General features: G+C 60.7%; 16 protein-coding genes and 6 pseudogenes. 5 read left to right on the top strand and 17 right to left on the bottom strand.

The window, feature by feature from the left end; translation table 11 throughout:
• Positions 1-13: 13 nt before the first annotated feature.
• Positions 14-1006: a Bug family tripartite tricarboxylate transporter substrate binding protein gene (locus tag PJE01S_RS06120; RefSeq protein ID WP_068832262.1), complete on the bottom strand. Its 993-nt coding sequence runs from the start codon at positions 1004-1006 to the stop codon at positions 14-16.
• A gap of 87 nt (positions 1007-1093) precedes the next feature.
• On the opposite strand from PJE01S_RS06120, the gene PJE01S_RS06125 reads away from it, so the two are divergent.
• Entirely contained in the window at positions 1094-1996 is a 903-nt protein-coding gene (locus PJE01S_RS06125; protein WP_068832263.1) for a LysR family transcriptional regulator, read from the top strand.
• Between the two features lie 412 nt (positions 1997-2408).
• On the opposite strand, the gene PJE01S_RS06130 is transcribed toward PJE01S_RS06125, so the two are convergent.
• The 9 genes and pseudogenes from PJE01S_RS06130 to PJE01S_RS25050 all read right to left on the bottom strand — a co-directional run bounded on the left by PJE01S_RS06130 (position 2409) and on the right by PJE01S_RS25050 (position 10674).
• Complete coding sequence (locus PJE01S_RS06130) at positions 2409-3734, bottom strand: NAD(P)/FAD-dependent oxidoreductase (protein ID WP_068832264.1); 1326 nt, start codon at positions 3732-3734, stop codon at positions 2409-2411.
• Between the two features lie 623 nt (positions 3735-4357).
• Positions 4358-5146: pseudogene (locus PJE01S_RS06135) on the bottom strand (methyl-accepting chemotaxis protein); the annotation flags it as partial.
• A gap of 529 nt (positions 5147-5675) precedes the next feature.
• Positions 5676-6092 (bottom strand): annotated as a pseudogene (gene fur, locus PJE01S_RS24355) (ferric iron uptake transcriptional regulator); the annotation flags it as partial.
• 46 nt (positions 6093-6138) lie between these two features.
• The gene (locus tag PJE01S_RS06145) at positions 6139-7107 is read right to left on the bottom strand and encodes a threonine/serine dehydratase family protein (RefSeq protein WP_068832266.1); all 969 of its coding nucleotides are present in this window, start codon (positions 7105-7107) and stop codon (positions 6139-6141) included.
• 11 nt (positions 7108-7118) lie between these two features.
• Positions 7119-8111: an ornithine cyclodeaminase family protein gene (locus PJE01S_RS06150; RefSeq protein WP_068832267.1), complete on the bottom strand. Its 993-nt coding sequence runs from the start codon at positions 8109-8111 to the stop codon at positions 7119-7121.
• 53 nt (positions 8112-8164) lie between these two features.
• Positions 8165-8920 carry a cupin domain-containing protein gene (locus tag PJE01S_RS06155; RefSeq protein WP_068832268.1) on the bottom strand — a complete coding sequence of 252 codons (756 nt, stop codon included), beginning with the start codon at positions 8918-8920 and terminating at the stop codon, positions 8165-8167.
• Positions 8921-9019: 99 nt separating this feature from the next.
• Positions 9020-9817 (bottom strand): annotated as a pseudogene (locus PJE01S_RS06160) (aminotransferase class III-fold pyridoxal phosphate-dependent enzyme); the annotation flags it as partial.
• 146 nt (positions 9818-9963) lie between these two features.
• Positions 9964-10116 (bottom strand): annotated as a pseudogene (locus tag PJE01S_RS25045) (glyoxylate/hydroxypyruvate reductase A); the annotation flags it as partial.
• A 276-nt stretch (positions 10117-10392) separates the two neighbouring features.
• Complete coding sequence (locus tag PJE01S_RS25050; RefSeq protein ID WP_157090245.1) at positions 10393-10674, bottom strand: hypothetical protein; 282 nt, start codon at positions 10672-10674, stop codon at positions 10393-10395.
• Between the two features lie 194 nt (positions 10675-10868).
• On the opposite strand from PJE01S_RS25050, the gene PJE01S_RS25855 reads away from it, so the two are divergent.
• Positions 10869-11789, top strand: a complete 921-nt coding sequence (locus tag PJE01S_RS25855) for a hypothetical protein (protein WP_068832270.1) — start codon at positions 10869-10871, stop codon at positions 11787-11789.
• A gap of 191 nt (positions 11790-11980) precedes the next feature.
• Positions 11981-12301, top strand: a complete 321-nt coding sequence (locus PJE01S_RS25860) for a DUF2145 domain-containing protein (protein ID WP_245660641.1) — start codon at positions 11981-11983, stop codon at positions 12299-12301.
• A 21-nt stretch (positions 12302-12322) separates the two neighbouring features.
• Here the strand turns inward: PJE01S_RS25860 and PJE01S_RS24360 are convergent.
• A pseudogene (locus PJE01S_RS24360) lies at positions 12323-12478 on the bottom strand (DTW domain-containing protein); the annotation flags it as partial.
• 44 nt (positions 12479-12522) lie between these two features.
• Between PJE01S_RS24360 and PJE01S_RS26135 the strand changes: the two are divergent.
• Both PJE01S_RS26135 and PJE01S_RS06175 read left to right on the top strand, forming a co-directional pair.
• Positions 12523-12648, top strand: a complete 126-nt coding sequence (locus PJE01S_RS26135; protein WP_281178560.1) for a hypothetical protein — start codon at positions 12523-12525, stop codon at positions 12646-12648.
• Positions 12649-12675: 27 nt separating this feature from the next.
• Positions 12676-13020 (top strand): hypothetical protein, encoded by a 345-nt coding sequence (locus PJE01S_RS06175; protein WP_218017500.1) that lies wholly within the window; start codon positions 12676-12678, stop codon positions 13018-13020.
• Positions 13021-13054: 34 nt separating this feature from the next.
• Here the strand turns inward: PJE01S_RS06175 and PJE01S_RS06180 are convergent, their stop codons facing one another.
• The 6 genes and pseudogenes from PJE01S_RS06180 to PJE01S_RS06200 form a co-directional block, all read right to left on the bottom strand.
• On the bottom strand, positions 13055-14164 hold the full coding sequence (locus tag PJE01S_RS06180) for a metallophosphoesterase (RefSeq protein WP_068832272.1): 1110 nt from the start codon (positions 14162-14164) through the stop codon (positions 13055-13057).
• A 227-nt stretch (positions 14165-14391) separates the two neighbouring features.
• Positions 14392-14556: pseudogene (locus PJE01S_RS25060) on the bottom strand (ABC transporter substrate-binding protein); the annotation flags it as partial.
• A 42-nt stretch (positions 14557-14598) separates the two neighbouring features.
• Positions 14599-15561, bottom strand: coding sequence for a Bug family tripartite tricarboxylate transporter substrate binding protein (locus PJE01S_RS06185; protein WP_068832273.1), 963 nt, complete (start codon positions 15559-15561; stop codon positions 14599-14601).
• Positions 15558-16460: an amidohydrolase family protein gene (locus PJE01S_RS06190; RefSeq protein WP_068832274.1), complete on the bottom strand. Its 903-nt coding sequence runs from the start codon at positions 16458-16460 to the stop codon at positions 15558-15560. Before PJE01S_RS06190 ends, PJE01S_RS06185 begins: the two co-directional genes overlap by 4 nt.
• Positions 16460-17656 (bottom strand): CaiB/BaiF CoA transferase family protein, encoded by a 1197-nt coding sequence (locus tag PJE01S_RS06195; protein WP_068832275.1) that lies wholly within the window; start codon positions 17654-17656, stop codon positions 16460-16462. Before PJE01S_RS06195 ends, PJE01S_RS06190 begins: the two co-directional genes overlap by 1 nt.
• Before the next feature lie 10 nt (positions 17657-17666).
• Positions 17667-18656 (bottom strand): tripartite tricarboxylate transporter substrate binding protein, encoded by a 990-nt coding sequence (locus PJE01S_RS06200; RefSeq protein ID WP_068832276.1) that lies wholly within the window; start codon positions 18654-18656, stop codon positions 17667-17669.
• Between the last annotated feature and the right edge of the window lie 146 nt (positions 18657-18802).

Below are 18802 nucleotides of genomic sequence, written 5' to 3' on the forward strand. Positions count from 1 at the left end.
AGGGTGCTGCGGGTTATTCGACCTTGATTTTTGCGGCCGCCACCACGCCTTTCCAGCGCACGACCTCTTTTTGTACCAGGGTTTTCAATTGTTCCGGCGTGCTGGTTTCTACCTCTGCACCCTGGGCTTCAATTTTTTTCTGCGCGCCTTTGTCGGCCAGCACGCTTTTCAACTCGCGGTTCAGGCGTTCAATCACGGCCCTGGGCGTTTTGGCCGGGGCAAACAGGGCGTACCACTGCGACATGCTGACGTTGGCAATGCCCTGCTCGGCCAGTGTCGGCACGTCAGGCAACACCGACGAGCGCCTGTCGCCCGCAATGCCCAGCGCCTGGAGCCTGCCGCCCTTGATCTGCGGGTAGGCGGTGAAGAGGCTGGGGAACATGAACTGCGTGATGCCGGCTATGGTGTCCACCACGGCGGGCGCCGAACCCTTGTACGGCACGCTGACCACATCCAGTCCGGCCGAGAGCTTGAACAGCTCGCCGGCAATGTGCGGTGCCGTGCCGTTGCCGGCCGAGGCATAGCTGAAGGTGCCGGGCTTGGCCTTGATGAGCTGCACCAGCTCCTTGGCGGTTTTGGCGGGAACGGCGTTGCTGGCCACCAGCACGGTGGGCGAGGCCGCCACCATGCCGATGGGCTCAAAGTCCGTCACCGGGTCGTAGCGGAGTTTTTGCAGCGCGGGGTTGATGCCGTGCGTGGCGATATAGCCAAACATGATCGTGTAGCCGTCGGGCGTGGCGTGCGCCACGTATTCGCTGGCGATGGCCCCGTTAGCCCCCGCCTTGTTTTCCACGATGACCGGCTTGCCCAGCCGCGTGCTCAGGCCCTGGCCCAGGATGCGGGCCATGGCGTCATTGGCACCGCCGGCTGCCGTTGGCACGACGATGGTGATGGCCTTGTCGGGCCAGGCCTGGGCCTGCGCCGGCCCGCAAAGGGCTGCCAGCAGGGGCAGGCCCGTCATCAGGGCGGCGCAGTGCAGGGCGCGCAACGGTGTGGGGGTCTGCATGGCTTGTCTCCTGTCGGTATGGGGTGAGAGCGAATCATCGGCAGCTTCGATGTCGTTGTGAAGTGCAACTTTTGCTAGTATTGGTGCATGGCACGCATCAATTTCGATTTGCAGCAGCTCGAGGCCTTTGTGGCGGTGGCCGAGCGCGGCAGTTTTCGCGCCGCGGCCGATCACATCCACCTGTCAGCCCCGGCGCTGAGTCGCCGCATCGACAAGCTCGAAACCATTCTGGGCGCCCGGCTGTTTAACCGGACCACGCGCGATGTCGAGCTGACGCCGCTGGGCAGCGTGTTTCTGGAGCGGGCGCGCGCGGCGATGGACGACCTGGAGTCGGCCATGCTGGGCATTTCGGACATTGCGGCCAGTCGCAGCGGCCGTGTCACGGTGGCCTGCGTGCCCTCGGCGGCGATTTATTTCCTGCCCTCGGTGGTGCGCTCGTTTTCAGAGCGCTACCCGCTGATCCGGATCCGCGTGATTGACGAGGCCGCCGGCCCGGTGCTGGCCAGTGTGGTGTCGGGCGAATCCGACTTTGGCATCAGCTTCATGGGCAGCCAGGTGCCCGGTGTGGACTTTGATCCCATCCACACCGACCCTTTTGTGCTGGCCATGCCCCGGGAGCATGCGCTGGCAAAGCGCAAAAGCCTGAGTTGGGCGCAACTGCAGAACGAGCGGCTGATCGCGGTTGCGCGTTCCAGCGGCAACCGCCAGTTGCTGGACGACGCGCTGGCCAAGGCCGGTGTCAACCCGTCGTACCGCTTTGAAGTCAGCCATATCGCCACGCTGCTGGGCATGGTGGAAGCCGGACTGGGGCTGGCGGCGGTGCCTCGCCTGGCGCTGCCGCACGGGCACGCCCGCCTTGTGGGTGTTGCGCTGCGTGACCCCGCCGTGTCGCGGGTTCTGGGCCTGGCGACTCGCCGGGGTGCGGCCTTGCGCGCGCCGGCCAGGATGTTCCATGACTACCTGCGCGCGGCGCTCAAGGCGCGGCCGTGAGCCGCTTTACGCTTCAGGGTCTGCGGGCTGCATCGCCCGGCTGACCTGCCTGCGGGGAAATTCGGGATAAAAATGAATGCGGGCTCTTGTCGCTATTGCGCAAGCGGCTATGGAGTACGTTTTTCGGGGGCAAGATCACTTTTGAGCTGGCGGTTCTCGCGTCGCAGACACGTCAGCTCTTGGCGTTCTGACGTCGTCAGTCCATCGTGGCGCTTGCCAGCGTCATTGTCGGCGTGCGCCCTACCAAGACCAGCTCCAGCATCTGCGTCCGAACCCAGTGGAATATGGGTTGCGGTGTCTCATCATGATGCCACCTGCTTCTGCAGAGTAGGTGTCCACGAAAACGTGTCAACTCCAATCAGCAGCGCGAGCGCACTTGCCGAGGCTGGGAACCGAGATACTGAGTGGGCCTCTAGAAATCAGCCACTTGGCCCCAAGCCGACCGCTTGAAGCGCGCTGGATTGTACGGGGCAGGATCGAAGATCGGCTCCTCACCGGTCACCAGATCGGCGATTAGGTGGCCCGCGCCAGGGGCGATGCCGAACCCGTGACCGGAGAAGCCAGCGGCCAGGATGAATCCGGGGATCTCCGGTACTTCGCCGATCGCAGGCACGCCGTCCGGCGTGCTGTCCACAAAGCCAGCCCAGGCATTCGCGATGCCCGCCTGGCCCAGTGCCGGCAGAAGTTCGACGGCACGGTCATAGGTTTGCTTGACAGCCGCCGCATCAGGCCTAGGGTCAAGTATTCGCACCCGCTCCATGGGAGTGGGCGCGTCCAGCTGCCACCGCGCGAGCGTTTCGTGGCCCCCGCGAATGCCTTCCAATCCGCCCGGGAAAACATTGCGCCAGCGCTTGGCGAACATCGGCAGGAATTGCGGCGCGAAGCGCAGGAGCTGCGCCGTCGGGTCCACGCGTCCACGCCCGCTGATGGCGAGGCTATAGCTGCCATCGCTGCGGCGGGTGACAGACACACGCGCAGTGTGCAGGGCGTCGGGGAGGTGCTCGGCTACCGCAGACACGCGCACGATAGACTGGCGGACGGTGGCTTGGGGAAAGCGAATGTCCAATTGGCGACAGAACGAGGACGCCCAAGCACCACCCGCGTAAACCGCGATGCGGGTCTTGATGGTTCCGGCTTCGGTGACGACGCCGCTGACGCGGCCGCCCTCGACCTCAATGCCCCGCGCGGCGCAATTCTGCTGCACAGTGCCACCAAGCTTCATGAGCGCAGCGGCCACCGACGGCGCTGCCATGGCTGGGTCAGCTGTGCCGTCGCTGGGCGAGAACACTCCGCCCTTCCACGCACGACCGGTAGCACGCCCCCGCTCGGTTGCCTCACGGCCACTCAACATGTGCGTGGTCACGCCGGCCGTCCTAGCGAAATCGCGCCATCTCGCCCAGCGTGCGATCTCGTCTTCGTCGTTGCTGAGGTACAGCAACCCGCACCGGCGAAAGCCTGTATCTTCGCCGGTATCCGCGGCAAACTGCTGCCATAGTTCCAGGCTTCTGGTGGCCATAGGCAGTTCACGCGCATCGCGGTTTTGCTGGCGGCACCAGCCCCAGTTGCGGCTTGACTGTTCGGCGCCGATGCGGCCCTTCTCGACCACGGCAACCGAAAGCCCGCGCCGAGCCAGGTAGTAGGCAGTAAAGACCCCAATGATCCCGCCGCCGATCACGACGGCGTCGGCATGCGCTGGTAGAGGGGAGGAAGTCTCGATGAGACGCAAGGGCTGGGACATGAATGTATCTCCTCGTTTCTTTGGTCTGCACGCTTTGCACCACGTAGAACTTTGCGACCAGCTCTCCGCTCTCCCATCCGATAGGCGCGCCTTTGGGCCCGAAGATGACATCACCGGTGTTCGCCGATAGCATGGGCTATGGCAGCGGCGCTTCGTTGTTTCGCTGTGGTAAAGCACTTTCACTAGCGTCATTCCAACATGGAGTTGCCATGCGCTTGTCGCGAAATGCAGGATCGGGCATAACGAAGCTGCCGTTTTTGGATTGGCTCCCAGCATGCCGTGCCGAGTGAGTGAAAGGCGTGCACTGTGCACCTCGTGCGGCAGTCGCTGTCGCAAAAAAAAACAGCACGCTCTGGTCTCGCAGAGCCGTGCACAGTCACCACAAAGGCCGACATGGGCTGAGCGCATTGACGACGTTGCGTCAGATAGTTGGTACCGCCCGGGGGGCACGCTGAATGACGGCGTATGGGCGCAGCCGCTACAGCAAATTAAAGCTGGCGCCTGCCCTCCGGCGGGCATTAGCCCGGCATGGAGTAACATCTTGTGCATCAGACTTGGCCTGACATTGCCCGGCGAGGCTGTAAGTCCCCGGTATAGGGTGGCCATACTTGGGCGGTAAAGCCTCACTCCACTTTGAACTGACCGATCGTTGAGGCCAAAGCATTCGCCTGTTCTTGTAATGCGGTTGACGCGGCAGCTGACTGTTCCACAAGGGCTGCGTTCTGCTGGACCATCCCATCCAACTGCATGACCGCGTGATTAACCTCCTGGATGCCTTGCGTCTGTTCGGTAGCCGCGCGCGCAATTTGCGAGATGATGGCCTGGACATCAGCCGCGTTGGCAACGATCTCTGTCATCGTCGCGCCCGCCTGGCGTACCTGAATCGAACCTGCCGTGACGCTTTCGACAGTGGACTCGACGAGCTGCTTGATCTCGCGCGCAGCGTGTGCGCTTCGTTGCGCAAGGCTACGGACTTCTTGCGCGACAACGGCGAAACCGCGACCTTGCTCGCCCGCTCGCGCGGCCTCTACCGCAGCATTCAGCGCCAGGAGATTGGTCTGGAAGGCAATGCCGTCAATCACGCCGATGATTGCACCGATGCGGTCGGATGCATCCTCGATTTTCGCCATGGTGCCAACCGCATCCGACACCACCTCGCCGCCCCGTGACGCGATCCTTGTCGCTGCGGTGGATCGCTCGTCGGCATCGCGCGCGGCGGCGGCTGATCGGTCCACTGTGCCCGAGATCTCGTCCATCGACGCAGCCGTCTGCTGCAGGTTCGCTGCCGCTGACTCAATGCGGGACGAAAGGTCGAGGCTTGCCGCGGCGATCTCGTTTGCAGCAGCACGCACGAGTTCGCCGCTATCGCGGATCCGCAGCATTACGCTCTGAAGTTTCTCGACGAACTGATTGATCTCGAGCATGCATGAGATGTTCTGCGGCGGTCGTTGAGGTCGAACTTTGTCGGGCATGGTCGTCCGATTTGCAGTTGCCGCGACAGGCTGAGATTGCGTCGCCAAGCGTGGCGTACGGGATGGGACTCCGGAGGAAAGCTGCCCTGACTGCTCAGATCAGGCTGCTAGATAGGCGCCGGTGACAGCAGAAAGACCGCCCGTGTGGGGCTGCCCAGCGGATGTCCGCTGCAGCCGTGAGCTTGTTGCTCAAGCCATCAAGCGAGTGGGTGACCATTGGAATGCCGACGCGGGGGCCTTCTGGGCAAAGGCGGTGCCGGTATGCGTCAGCAGGCCGTCGGAGGCGGAGGCCTGCAGGCCTCAGGTCGCAAGCGTGTGCATGACGTCGCGGCGCGAGACGCCGCCCTTGAGGCCATCAACGATACGGTCGCCGATCTCCGCATGCTGCGGGTTGATGTCGAATTTCCTGCCGCTCATATTTGTCTCCTCCAGATTGGGATTTTCTCGATGGTGCGGTTTGGGTCGAGTTGCAGTCTGCGCACACGCCGTAGAGGGACAGCGAATGCTCGTGGAGGGCGAAGCCGCGTTCCTTCGCGATGTCTTCCTGGCGCCGTTCGATGTCGCTGTCAACGAATTCTTCCACCTTGCCGCAGACGGTGCAGATCAGGTGATCGTGATGATCGCCCTCATTGAGCTCAAACGCAGCGGCGCCCGACTCGAAATGACGGCGAATGACGATGCCCGTTTCGGTAAACTGCATCAGCACGCGGTAAATGGTCGCGAGGGCAATGTCGATCTTCTCGTCGATCAGGAAACGGTAGATCTCTTCAGCCGACAGGTGCTTGGTTCAACGCTCATGAAAAAGCTGCAGGATGCGCAGCCTTGGCAATGTCACTTTCAGACCGGATTGGCGCAGTGCCTTGGGAATATCCACGAGTTCGTTCATCAAAAGAAGCTCCCGGAGGTCGAGGAGATAAATTCGATCTAAAGCGTCACGCCGTGCGGTATATCTCGGCAAGATCGGATAAATCCCAGTTCCCGCCAGTCAATACTGCGCACACTTTTTCATCCGACCTGACTTTGATGGCGCCGACCAACAAGGCTCCAACACCAATAGAGGCAGCAGGCTCAGCAATCAATTTCGCATCTTTGGCAAGAGCACGCATACCTGCGATGATGTGTTCGTCTTCAACCAGAACAATCTCGTCCACATACTTTTCAATAATGGGATACGGGTTTTGGCCTGGAACGCTGATCCTTAAACCATCCGCAATGGTATTTCCCAAAGGAAGCGACGTACGCTGTCTGTTCATCCTGCTGTGATAGTACTTCGGAGTCAAGGCGGGCTCCGCGCCGATGACGCGCACCGATGGTTTCGTTTCCTTGATGGCCGTAGCGATTCCCGAAATTAAGCCTCCGCCGCCCATGGGAATGATGATTGTGTCCACATCTTCCAAGTCTTCGAGTATTTCACATCCGATTGTTCCCTGGCCCGCCATTACCAGAGGATCTTCAAACGCGTGGACTACTGCGTATTTGTTTTGCTCGGCAATTTCGTACACCTTCTTCCATCTGGCGGCGGTGTCACCGTCAAAGAGAATGACCTCTGCCCCGAGGGCCTTCGTATTGTCGATTTTGATTTTTGGTGTGGTAACCGGAAGAACCAGAAATGCTTTTACGCCCAACATTCTGGCGGCATAAGCAAGCCCCTGTGCGTGATTTCCGGAGGAAGTCGCAATGATGCCGTTAGCGATCTCTTCTCTTGAGAGAGAAAGCGACTTGTTCAGAGCGCCTCGAATCTTGAAGGCGCCGGTAATCTGCAGCGTTTCAGGCTTCAGATAGAGTTGACACCCGACGGTCTTCTCGATCTTTTCCGCGCGCAATAACGGCGTATGCCTGATGTGAGGCCTCAGCCGTTCCTGGGCTTCTCGAATATCCTGAATGGTAGGGTAGGTGCGCACTTGAAGAGTCCTTATTCAATAAACTCAAAGAAGGTGCCAACCTTGCCTTCTATTGCGTTCTGATAGATTTTTGTCGAGGTCGTATTGTCTTGAATGGCCATGCCTGTGGAGTCGAAGATCGTGACTTCGTCATCGCTCTTTCTTCCGGGCTTCTTGCTGAGCAAGATCTCGCCGATCTCTGCATGGATGCCGTCTTTGGCAATGATGTTCTTGCTCAACGGATGCTGGGTTTCGCCTTTTTCGCTGCACTGCATGATCGAGTCAACGACCACTTTTGCATTCCGGAATATTTCCGGATCGAATTCCTGCTTGCCCTTTGCGTCCGTGCCGATTGCGACGATGTGTGTGCCGGGCTTGACCCAGTCGGCTTCTACCACGGAGCCTTTCCCGCGGGTCGTTGTAATGAGGATATCCGCCTGCTCAACGGCTTCTTGTTTGGAGTTCGCCATTACCACAGGAATGCCGAACTCGCGCTCGATATCGGCCTTGTACTTAGAGAGTGACTCCGGGGTGTGGTCCCATGCGTGGATCTCTTCAATCTTCATGATCTCGTTGATGGCACGGATCTGCATCCTCGCCTGATTCCCGGTACCGATCGATGTGATCTTTTTCGAATTCTTCCGTGCCAGCGCCTTGACCGACACGGCCCCGGACGCCCCGGTTCTGAGGCCGGTGATCAGGCTTCCATCCATCACGCAGATCAACGCACAGGTCCTGGCGTCAAACAGCAGAATCGTCCCCATGCCGCTCGGCACACCGTATGTCGTCGGGTTATTAGGGAAGCCGCCGGAAGACGCCTTCATGGAGATGATTTCATTGCCTTTGTAGTAACCGAGCTTGAAGTCAATATCCCCACGCGGCGGATGGAGATCTATCCCTATATGGTCGGGTTGCACCACCTGATTGCTGTTGAAGGCTCTGTATGCCTCTTCCACCGCACCGATGACCTCTTTCATGCAGATCAAGTTGCTGACTTCTTGCCTGTTAAGCAATAGTGTTTTCATTTTAATGATTTCTCCATCTTTCCAGTGACAATAAGGCGGAAACTAGGTACCGCTTATTGCGCGGGTCGATAGATTACATAGACCTTTGCCACACGTTCGCGGCTTTCCCAAGTGCACTGTGCGGTTTGTTCAACCAGAAAGATGTCGCCCTTTGAGAACGTGCCCCTGCGGCCGGCTTCATCGACAAGCGTTACAGTGCCTTCGAGTAGGTACATCAGTTCGAAGTGGCGGTAGAACATCGCCCGGCGCTGATAGGGCGTCGAGTCCCAGGTGCCGCAGACAAATTCGCCGTTGGCCGACCGATAGTCAGTGTGGTTGCGGCATACCGGCACCGGCGTGAGCAGCAGTTCTGCTGGCGGTGTGCCGGTTGCTTCCAATTGTGGATTCTCCCTGATCGGCACGATGCTGCGATTGCCAAGTTGGCTGTCGTTGTAACGCGTGAAGATGAGAGACACGGGTCCTTGCGCGGACCAAGAGAATGTGGCGCCTTTCTCGAGTACCGCGCTCTGGCCCGGCTCCAGCGTCAGGGTGAAGTCCTGTTGCGAGAGCGTCACGTTCCCCTGGTTGACGATAATGAATTCATCCTCCGGAAGGGAGTGAACGGAGCCGCTCCCCCCCTCCAGCGCAATGACGCCAGCCGTCACTGGGCCCTGCGCCCAGTCCAAGATACGGCGGCTAGAAAGGAAGCGGTCATCATCCGCCGAAGCGGTAGTAGGAATGCCCTGAGTTTCGTCCCGCGCGAATTGGCGCAGATCAACGAACGATGGCTGGCTGGCGAGAGTGGTTGGTGCTTGCTGCAAGTTCGACATGGCTAGTTTTCTTCGATGTTGATGTAAACGAGGCTACGCGGCGTTCGCAGCCAATTTCGCGGAATGCCCAATGTGGAAGTGCGCGATGGGTGTGTTTTTAGTGCGGGTATGGTCCACCACGAACAGGATGCCCAACTCGCGCGCCGCGTCACGCATGGCCTTGAGCCAGCCCTTGGGCGGCACGATTACGCCACCCGAGCCCTGGATCGGCTCACAGAAGAATGCGGCAACGTTGTCCGCGCCCAGCTCCGCCACTTTCGCGCGCAACGCCGCCACAGACGCGGCGATGATGCCCTGCGCATCGTTCGGGTCGGCCGCACGGTATGGGTTGGGCGAGGGGATGTAATGCTGCGTCGGCAGCGGCAGATCAAAGCCGCGGTGGAACGCCGGCAGCGCCGTCAGCCCCGCCCCCGTGGACGATGACCCGTGATACCCGCGCTCCAGCGCAATGAAATGCTTCTTGCCCGGTTTCCCAATCGCATTGAAGTACTGCACGATAAAGCGCACGGCCGCATCCACCGTCTCCGAACCGCCCAGCGTCAGGTACACATGATTGAGCGAGCGCGGCGTGATCTGCACCAGCTTCTCGGCCAGGCGGATGGCGGGCTCGCTGCTGAAGTGGAAGTACCCCGTGGCGTAGGGCAGGCGGCGCATCTGCTCGGCAGCAGCGTGCACGACGCTCTCTTGCCCATAGCCGACGTTCACGCACCACAGGCCCGCAAACGCGTCGAGCAGTTCGTGGCCCGACGCGTCCGTCAGCCACGCGCCCTTACCGGAGGAGAGGACGGTTGGACCGCGCTCTTCATGCGTGCGCCAGGAGGCCACCGGGTGAATCAAGTGTGCACGGTCGGTGGCGTTAAGTGAGGCGAGCTGGGGAAGATCGCAGAGCTGGGTCATAGCGGTGTCCATTCATGCAGAACAAAAGCAATCGATAGACTCGAGATTAGGCTGAGGGGCCGGAGGCGTGGTGCTGTTTTGCGGGCGTAGAACGCAATGGGCTGCTGTTGTTTGGGCCGTGGCAACAGATCGTGTGGCGTGTGGTTTCAATAGCCGCGTGTGCGATCGACCAACCCGACCATCGGCTCGCCGGCGGCGAAGCGGCGCATGTTGTCGATCACCACAGCGGCGGCCGAGAGCGGCTGCGTCATGCTGGCGATGTGCGGCGTGAGCTGGATGCGCGGATGGCGCCAGAGCGCGTCGTCGACGCGATCGTGTTGCTGCCAGTTTAGACGGCAATACTCACTTTCCCCGGGAAAGTGGCCTGATCCTTCGCCGCCACCGAACCAGTCCGATGGGGCATTTCCGATCACGTTTTAACCAAATATCGCGAAGAACTTTTTTATTTGTTTTATTTTTTGAAAAGTTTCACGCGTGAAACTGGAACCGCCGTCGCATGCAGGCGACACTGGCCGCAAACGAGCAAATTTCAGCACGATAAATTGTCGTGATTTGACCGCGACGCAGGTAACAAGCTAGAACGCCTTTCCCCAAAGACGATACAGCAGCGCGACAAGCGTATGACGCTGCTTGCTCGCCACGACGAATTGCTCCACGGGCACGCTGCGAAGTTTGGACCACAGTGCCGATGCCCATTGCTCGCAGACTCGCGGGGTTTCTGATGTCCCAGGAGGCAAGCTCTCGATGTATGCGGCTCTGAAGGTTTCTTCGCTGTACGGCAGACCTTCGTGCAGCTTGCGAGCAAAGCATTCAGCAAGGAGGGCCTGATCTTGCGACGGGCTTCGCGGGGTGCTCATGACGATTGTGGTGAAAGCTGTCTCTTTTTTTCGGCCATGCAATGCTCCTGATGACGATGATATCCGCGGTTCTACCATGGGCGTAGTCGAAATCCATGCGTTAGGATGAGCGGCAATGTGTTCAAGTGAGTAGACCCATAATTGCTCATAGGGCGGCTCCACAACCGAATCATGACGCACCTCGAGGGGACCCCATGTATCTAGGCATCGACACGCAGACCGGCTTGATCTACGAAGGATCCGGCAATCCGGACTGGCCGGCGCTACCTCTACCAACTGTGACACAGGCGAAGCTGATCGAGAAGCCAGAGGATTGGGGCTCCTTGCCAAGCGGGCTCTCCTCCGATCCCTTTAAGTGGGTATTCCGCGAGGATTCGTTCGATGCGTCGATGCGCGTTCGGCGAGGCCGCCTCTATCAGCCCTATGGAAATTCGCAGCCGAGCACCTATCAAGTCTCGCGCCATCCCTACGACCCATCCAGTTTCTCGTCGAACGTGGGCATCCGCATCTCAAAGTCGCTCAATGCCTATGCAAGCTGCTACGAATTACTGAACATGCCGCGCCATGGCGTGGGCGCGACCTTGGCGCTTGGCGGAACTCTGGGAGCATCGGCTTGGCGGATCATCCAAACGGAGATGCTGGCCAGCCGCGCGGTAATGGTCAGCTTGAAGTCGCTCTCTTCCTACGACATCCTGCCGGAGATAGACGCGCAGAAGATCGACGAGGTGTTCCGACCAAAAATCGCCCAGTCCATCAACCGCGTGCTCGACTCCGCGTTCAAGGAGTCGCCCATCTCAGTCATCGAGCACTGTCGCGACGCGTTGGCCGTAATTTTCGCCCGCTGGATGACTCAACACGGCGGCGACCCGAAGGTCCTGGCCGACGACCTCGCGAAGCTCGCCGAGAAAATCGAAAAGCCCCCATTCGAGAAGTTCTGCGCGGCGAACATTGGCAAGGTGGTCGGACTCGTGCACAACCGCGGCAAAACGAATGTTGCCACTACGAAAGGTCTGCGCCCTCCGGTGGAGGAGGATGCTGCCATGGCTGTCCATGCGGTTGGCTTTGCGCTACGAGAGCTCGGGTGGGCGAAGGAGCCTGCCTTCGCCATCGGCTAGCTTAGTCATGAACCTCAAACTCATAATTCGCCACAAATTAGTTCTTTATGTCGCCAGATTTCATAAAACCAAGCGTTTTCCCTATTGTTGTCACTGGAGCGCCTGGGCGGGACGGGGGAGCCTTGCGGGCTTGGCCGACAGCGACGACCTGCGTGCACGCGCCCAGGACTGGCTGCGCGAGGTTCGAGCCGGTGGACATCGGCTCGCATGCGCTGATGTTTACATCGAACTTCGCGCCGCTCGTGCATCTGGACGACCACCCGGAAGAACACAGCTTCGCCCTCAAGCTGCAAATCAGCCTGCCCTCCACCGTGGAAGCCTTCGTGCGCGAGCAGCGGCCCGGGTGCGAGCGCGTCGAGCCGTGCCAAGATGGCAAGCAGGTTGTCGTGCAAAGCGGCTGGACACCCCGTGGCCGACGGCTGCACTCCCGGGCGACGGCAATCGCGTCGTGTCGCTCGACTAGCACGCGAAGGAAACACGAATGCGCCCATCGATCACACCATGATTGCTGACATTCACACCGATGCTCACCGATGGTCATCGCGTGTCGAGCGGCGCAGGCGGTAGCGTGAAAGCTGTTCGGGCTGCAGGCTGAGCACCGGCGAGTGGTTGAGATAGGGGCTTTTGCGAAACATCCTACGTGCCTCCGGCCAAGTGGCATCAAGCAAGACAAAGAGCGGCCGTTTTCCGGGGAGCTACGTGGCTGAAGGTCAGCGAGAGCGGGAATGATCAGATGAACAAGGATGAAGTCGCCCTAGCCATGAAGTGGCAAAAGGCGCCAGACGTGGCTAAGCACGCCGGCTTTTGCTCGCTGGGCGAATCGGACGAAGCGTACTTTGAAGTGAAGCTCGACCGTTGACTTTTGGCTTGCCCGGGCTCTTGAATCATGACGCGCTCCAAAATTATTTTGCTACGATGCAGCATGCTTGAATTACTTGACACCGGCCGAATGGCGCACAAGGTAGGTAAATGGCGCGGTGCGGTAGCCATCGCTTATGCTTTTGGACTGGCCATTGGTGCAACCTTGATCGACAAGCTTACCGATCTGGTTCCCACTATCGGTAAGGCGGTCGTCACTACAGGCACAAGTAACCCCTTGGTATGGATTGCTGTAGGGCTCGACGTTGCAGCTATGTTGCTGGCGTTGTTTGGGACCTGGCAACTTTACAGAGACTTCGAGCATGGCGACTACCAAGAGGAAGCTGAGCGCTACAAGCGCGAAGGCTGGTAAGACAGCGAAATCGGTGTACGGTAGGCTCGTTCGTTCATTCTTCAAGGCCCCGTCTGTCGCCTATATTTCGGACTGCTGAGTAAGAGGCAAAGGCTTGAGTGTTTACGGTATGCCCGTCATCAAACCGCAAAACTCGCTCAGGCCATTGCAATGCAGCCAGCTTGAAGTCCTGCCCCACAACGGTACCGGCCTTGCGCTCCGTCCAGCGCCCTCCCGCAGAAAAGTCCACGCAAAACACATTGCCCCGTTTGCCGTGCCAAGCATAGGGGTGGGTGTTCTCAAACAGGTCTGGATCGCCTTTCCCTATGGCCGCACGGTCAATCTTGTTGACCCGGCGCCAGTAGTGCCCGATGACCACAGCAATATCGTCCTGGTACTCATCCCACCACTGCACCCGATTCACGAACCGCCACTTCCCACTGGCATAGAACGGCGTAGTTCCCTTGCGCTCCACCCCTGAGGTCAACACCTTCAGCGGATTCATCATCTGTTTGCTGGCGTCAAAGTCGGCCAGCGCGTGCATAAACGGTGGCTCCCGGTGTCTGTTCTCCAGGCCATGCTCCCAGCGTTCAAGTTCCGCTGTCATGCGCTGCTCCATCTGGTTTTCCGCAGCCTGGCGCTTTGACTCGTTTTCCCAAGCGTCATAGCGTTCCCGCACACTGCCCATGGGCAGCGTACGCGCTATGGCAATTTCATCCGCTTGCCACGCCGCGTGAATCACCCGCAAGTCATCCCGCTCCAGCCCGATAGGCAGGGAGGACAGAAACGCCACGATCCGGGCCCGCTCTTCAGGGCTCGGCCGGTGGTAGGGGGCGTACTTCTCATGGTCCTTCTCCTCACGGGCATCAAAGAACCAGCCAGCCCCATCCTTGGCGTCTTCGCGCAGCAGGTTGATTTCATGGTTCCCCAGAACCGCCACGGCACGGCCGGAACTCACCAGTTTTTGCACCAACGCAAGAACGGCTGGGCTGTTGGGACCACGGTCACAGAAGTCGCCAACGAACACCAGGGTGCGCTCCTGCGGGTGATGACCTTGGCCGTCGTACCCCAAGTGGCCCAGCAAATTGACCAAGGCCTCATATTCGCCATGGATGTCACCCACGATGTCCAGCGGACCGACAGGAAGGGCTTGAATCAGACTCATGGAAATCTTCCTTTTTGATCAATTTTGAATTCCCGGGCGATACCCCTGCAGTAAATATGCCCCGTTTCTGGCAGTGAAGTGTGTCTTCAAGCGCATGTCCTCTTCGTCTTTATCGGCTTTTGCCAGGGCGTGGCGGTTCTCGTACATAGGCCAAAGACGGATTCCAGATTTTTTCAGGCATATATAACCAACGTGTACTAGAGGCTCAGTTGCTGGCTGGCAGGCTCCTGCACGACTGCCGCACGAGCAATTTCGGCACTTGCGAGCTCACGCGTCAAGAACAGGTCGTAAGCGCTTCCCTTGCCAACCGCGATGCGGTTTCCCTTGCGGTCCACTTCTTCGTCAGATTGCGGCGGAGAATCGACGCGCACGAGGTAGCGCTCCGCCAGAAGCGGACGTGCTTTGGTTCATGTTTTCCGCAAGCGAAGTCAGTTTTAGTCGACTTTGATGTTGCGCGCCTTCACGAGCAATCCGACCCGGTTTGTTTCACCCTGCACGAACTTCGAAAATTCTTCAGGCGTAGTGCCGGCGGGCTCCAGGCCGAGCTGCAAAAGCTTGTCCTTGACCTTGGGCTCGCTCACTGCGGTTTGAATGGCCTTGCCAAGCCGCTGCACGATCTCGGGCGGTGTTCCCTTGGGCAGGAACACGCCGTTCCACTCCACGACGTTGTACCCGGGCAACCCTGCTTCGGCGAGCGTCGGCGTATCCGGCAGTCCGGGTACCCGCCTGGCAGAGCTGACAGCCAGAGCCCGGAGCTTGCCGGACTTGACGTAGCTCAGCGTCGAGGCGACGTTACCGAAGTACGCTGATACCTGTTCGCCCATCACATCCGTCAACGCCGGAGCGCCGCCTTTGTAAGGCACATGCATCAGGTTGAGCTTCGCCTGTTCATTCAATGCCTCACCTGCGAGATGCGAGCCAGTGCCGCCGCCGGCAGACGCAAAGCTCAGCTTGCCAGGGTGTTTACGAGAGAAGTCGAGGAACTCCGCCACCGTCTTGTAGGGGGCACTGACGGGCACCACCAGAATCTGCGGTGCGGTGGCAACCAGTGCGACCGGGATAAAGTCCTTCGCCGCGTCGAACGGCAGCTTCCGCAGTGAAGGGTTGACCGAAAACGCCGAGGCGTCATAGAGGACGGTGTAGCCATCCGCCGCCGCCTTGGCCACGTTGTCGGCGCCGATCACACCGCCCGCGCCGGGCTTGTTGTCGATGATGATCTGCTGGCCCAGCCCGATGCTCATCTGCTGGGCGACGATGCGTGCCGTGTTGTCGGCACCGCCGCCCGCGGCATAGGGAACGACCATGCGGATCGGCTTTTCCGGCCAGGCCGCCCAGCCCAGAAGGGGCAGGCACGTGGCGAGGGTGCCGACGATGGTGTGCAGGATGTGTTTTTTCATGAGGGAGTCTCCGTTGAATTGATGGCAGGAAAGTCGTAGAGCGACGCCGGGTTCTGGACCAGCACGCGGTGGCGCGTGGCCTCGTCAGGAATCCAGAGGGTGAGCAAGTCGAAGAGCACGGCGTCGTCGGGCTTGGCCGTGGGCTCGGTCGAGTGGGGCCAGTCGCTGCCCCAGACGAGGCGCTCGGACGCAGCGCGGACCCAGCCCTGAGCGATGGGGTCCACGTCGGCATAGCCACCCGCCGCGCCGACCTGCGAGTCGAGGTAGGCGCCCGACAGCTTGATCCATGTGCGGCCGTTCTCCAGAAGCCGCAGCACGATGGCACGCGCCGGATCGGCGGGGCCCGCAGGCAGGGGCAGACGCGCCATGTGGTCGAAGACGATGGTGCAGGGAAGACGTTCAAGCATGGCGGCATGTTCGACAATTTGCCGCGCATTCCAGTGCAATTGCAGGTGCCAGCCCAGTGCGTGCACGCGGCGTGCCAGCGGCTCGACCATGCCGAATTCGGTCACGGCGTTGGTGGGCGTGTACAGGGTGAAGCGGATGCCCCGGATGCCGCCCTCGTGCAATCGTTCGAGTTCGTCATCTGTCACGTCCGGGCGCACGACCGCGACCCCGCGGCTCGCATCACGACCCAGGGCGCGGATCGCCGCCAGCGTGACGCGGTTGTCGGTACCGTGGACGCGCGGCTGCACGATGACCGTACGCTGCGTCCGGATGCGTTGCTGCAGCAGCAGGTAGTCCTCAACGGTCGCATCGTCGACCATGGCTTGCGGCGAGCCGAACATGGGGAAGCGGCGATCGTAAATGTGCATGTGGGCATCGCATGCGCCGTCGGGAGCCGGCGTTGCCGGCTTCCCGGTGCCGCTGCTGTTGGGGTACACACAGCGCAAGCGCATCAAGCACCCAAGAGGTCTGGCGATTTCTTCGATGCCAGCACCAGTGCCGTGTGTTGGCCCAGTGTCGGCGCAGCGAAAGGTTCGGGTCCCGGGGTACGGTCGAACTGGATCGGACGCGTGAAGCCGCGATAGGAGCCCAGCGTCGGGTGCGCGAAGGTCGCCACCATGCCCTCGGCCAGCACCTGCGGGTTGTCGAACATGTCCTCGACCGTGCGCGCGGCGGCGCAGGGTACCGCTTCACCGAACCATTCCTCCCATTCGAGCGCGGTGCGTACGGCCAGCGCTTCGTGCAGCTTCGGCACGATCTCCGCAAAGCGCTGTGCTCGTTTGCGCACCGTGTCGTAGCGCTCGTCGTCCGCAAGGTCGGGAAGGCCGACTTTTTCGCACAGTGCCCTCCAGAAATGGGGCGTGTTGGCCGAAATGTAGAGGTAGCCCTCCCGGGTAGGGTGGATGCCGGTGATGCCACCGGATCGCATGTCGCGTCCGATGTCTTTGGGCTCGCCCTCGGCCCACACCATGCGTGCCGATTGCATGGTGAGCGCGGCGCGCAGCAGCGACACACCGACGAACTGGCCTTTGCCACTTCTTTCCCGCTCGTACAGCGCCGAGGCGACGCCTGCGGCCACGAGTGCCGATGCGTAGTAGTCGACCACGGACCCGTAGAGGATCTCCGGTGGCCCGCCGCGCTTGCCCTGCAGCGCGCACATGCCGGTCATGGTCTGCAGCACCTGGTCGTAACCCGCCTTTTCTTTCAGCGGACCGGACTCGCCGTAGCCCGTGACGCTGCAATAGATCAGGCGCGGATTGATGGCCTTCAACTGCTCGTAAGCGATTCCCAGGCGCGGCGGCACGTTGGGCCGGAAATTGTGAACCAGCACGTCGGCCGTGCGCACCAGTGCCATCAGCGCCGCATGGTCGCCCGCTTGTTTGAGGTCCAGCACGACGCCCAGCTTGCTGCGGTTGACGCCGATGAAAGCTCGGCTCTCGGCTTCCAGGGTCGATGGGTATTTCCGAAGGTTGTCCCCGTTGGGCGGCTCGATCTTGATGACCTCTGCACCTTGGTCGGCCAGCAGCGAGCAACCGTAAGGCCCGGCGATGTAGGCGCTGAGGTCAAGCACGCGCAAGCCGCTCAGAGGCCCTTTGGGGCCGCTGCGTTCGGGCAGCGGGACGCCAGCGCCGCGGGTGGTGGAATTCATGGAAATCTCCTCAGTCTGCGGTGATGTTTTGCTGCTTGGCCAGTTTTTTCCAGCGCTCGACATCGTCTGCAATCACAGTTGCGAATTGCGCCGGCGTGAGTTGCATGGCAATCGCGCCTTCCCTCAAGAAGTTGGCCGCGATCGCGGGCTTGGCCAGCGTCTGGTTCACGGCGCTGTTGAGCTTGTTCACGATGTCGGGCGGCGTGCCGGCTGGCGCCAGCAAACCCCACCACAGTTCAAACTCGTAGCCCGGTACGGCCGTCGCCATGGGCGTGAGATCGGGTGCGATCGGGCTGGGTTTCAGGCTGGTGATTCCGACGGCGCGGACCCGCCCGGCGCGCACCATCGGCAGCAGCGAGGGGCCGCTGGAGACCAGCAACTGCGTCTGGTTGCCGATCAGGTCGGTGACCGCCGGTCCCATACCGCGATACGGCACATGCGTGATGAACATGCTGCCGACCTTGGCTTTGAGCAGTTCTGTGCCGAACTGGTTGACGCTGCCGGCGCCCGAGGAGGCGTAGTTGTACTTGCCAGGTTTCGATTTGATGGCAGCAATCAGCTCTGCCGGTGTCTTCGCCGGGAACTCGTTGTTGACGGCGACAATGAATGGCCCCTTGGCGAACATCGCCACCGGGGCGAAGCTCTGGGTCGGATCGAAAGGGAGCTTGGACTGGATCGCCGCGTTCGTCGTCATGCTGGACGACACCGCCACCAGCGTGTAGCCGTCGGGGGCGGCCTTGGCGACCTGGCCGGTACCGGTGTTGCCGCTGGCACCGGGCCGGTTATCGATGATCACCGGCTGCTTGAGTTGCTCGCCTAGTTCCTTCGCGATCTGGCGTGCAAACGTGTCGTTCGATCCACCCGCCGGATAGGGCACCACGATCGTGATCGGTTTCGAGGGATAGCCTGCCTGCGCGAACACAGCGCCAGGCAGCAGGCTGGCGCCGGTGAGCGCGGCCAGCACGAACTTTCGAAGTGAAGGGCTTGCGAGTATTTGCATGGTTGTCTCCAGGTTTTTCAAGAACGGGTTCAGAGGCTGAGAGTTTTTCGAAGCGGCGGTATTTCCTCCCTCGCCCCTTTGGGGAGAGGGTTGGGGTGAGGGGCCGCGCGCCCCGGTCGTGGCCACTCACCGGCCCCCCCCCCCCC

It is taken from the genome of Polaromonas jejuensis NBRC 106434 (genome assembly GCF_001598235.1).
In the GTDB taxonomy this organism is placed as follows: domain Bacteria; phylum Pseudomonadota; class Gammaproteobacteria; order Burkholderiales; family Burkholderiaceae_C; genus Polaromonas; species Polaromonas jejuensis.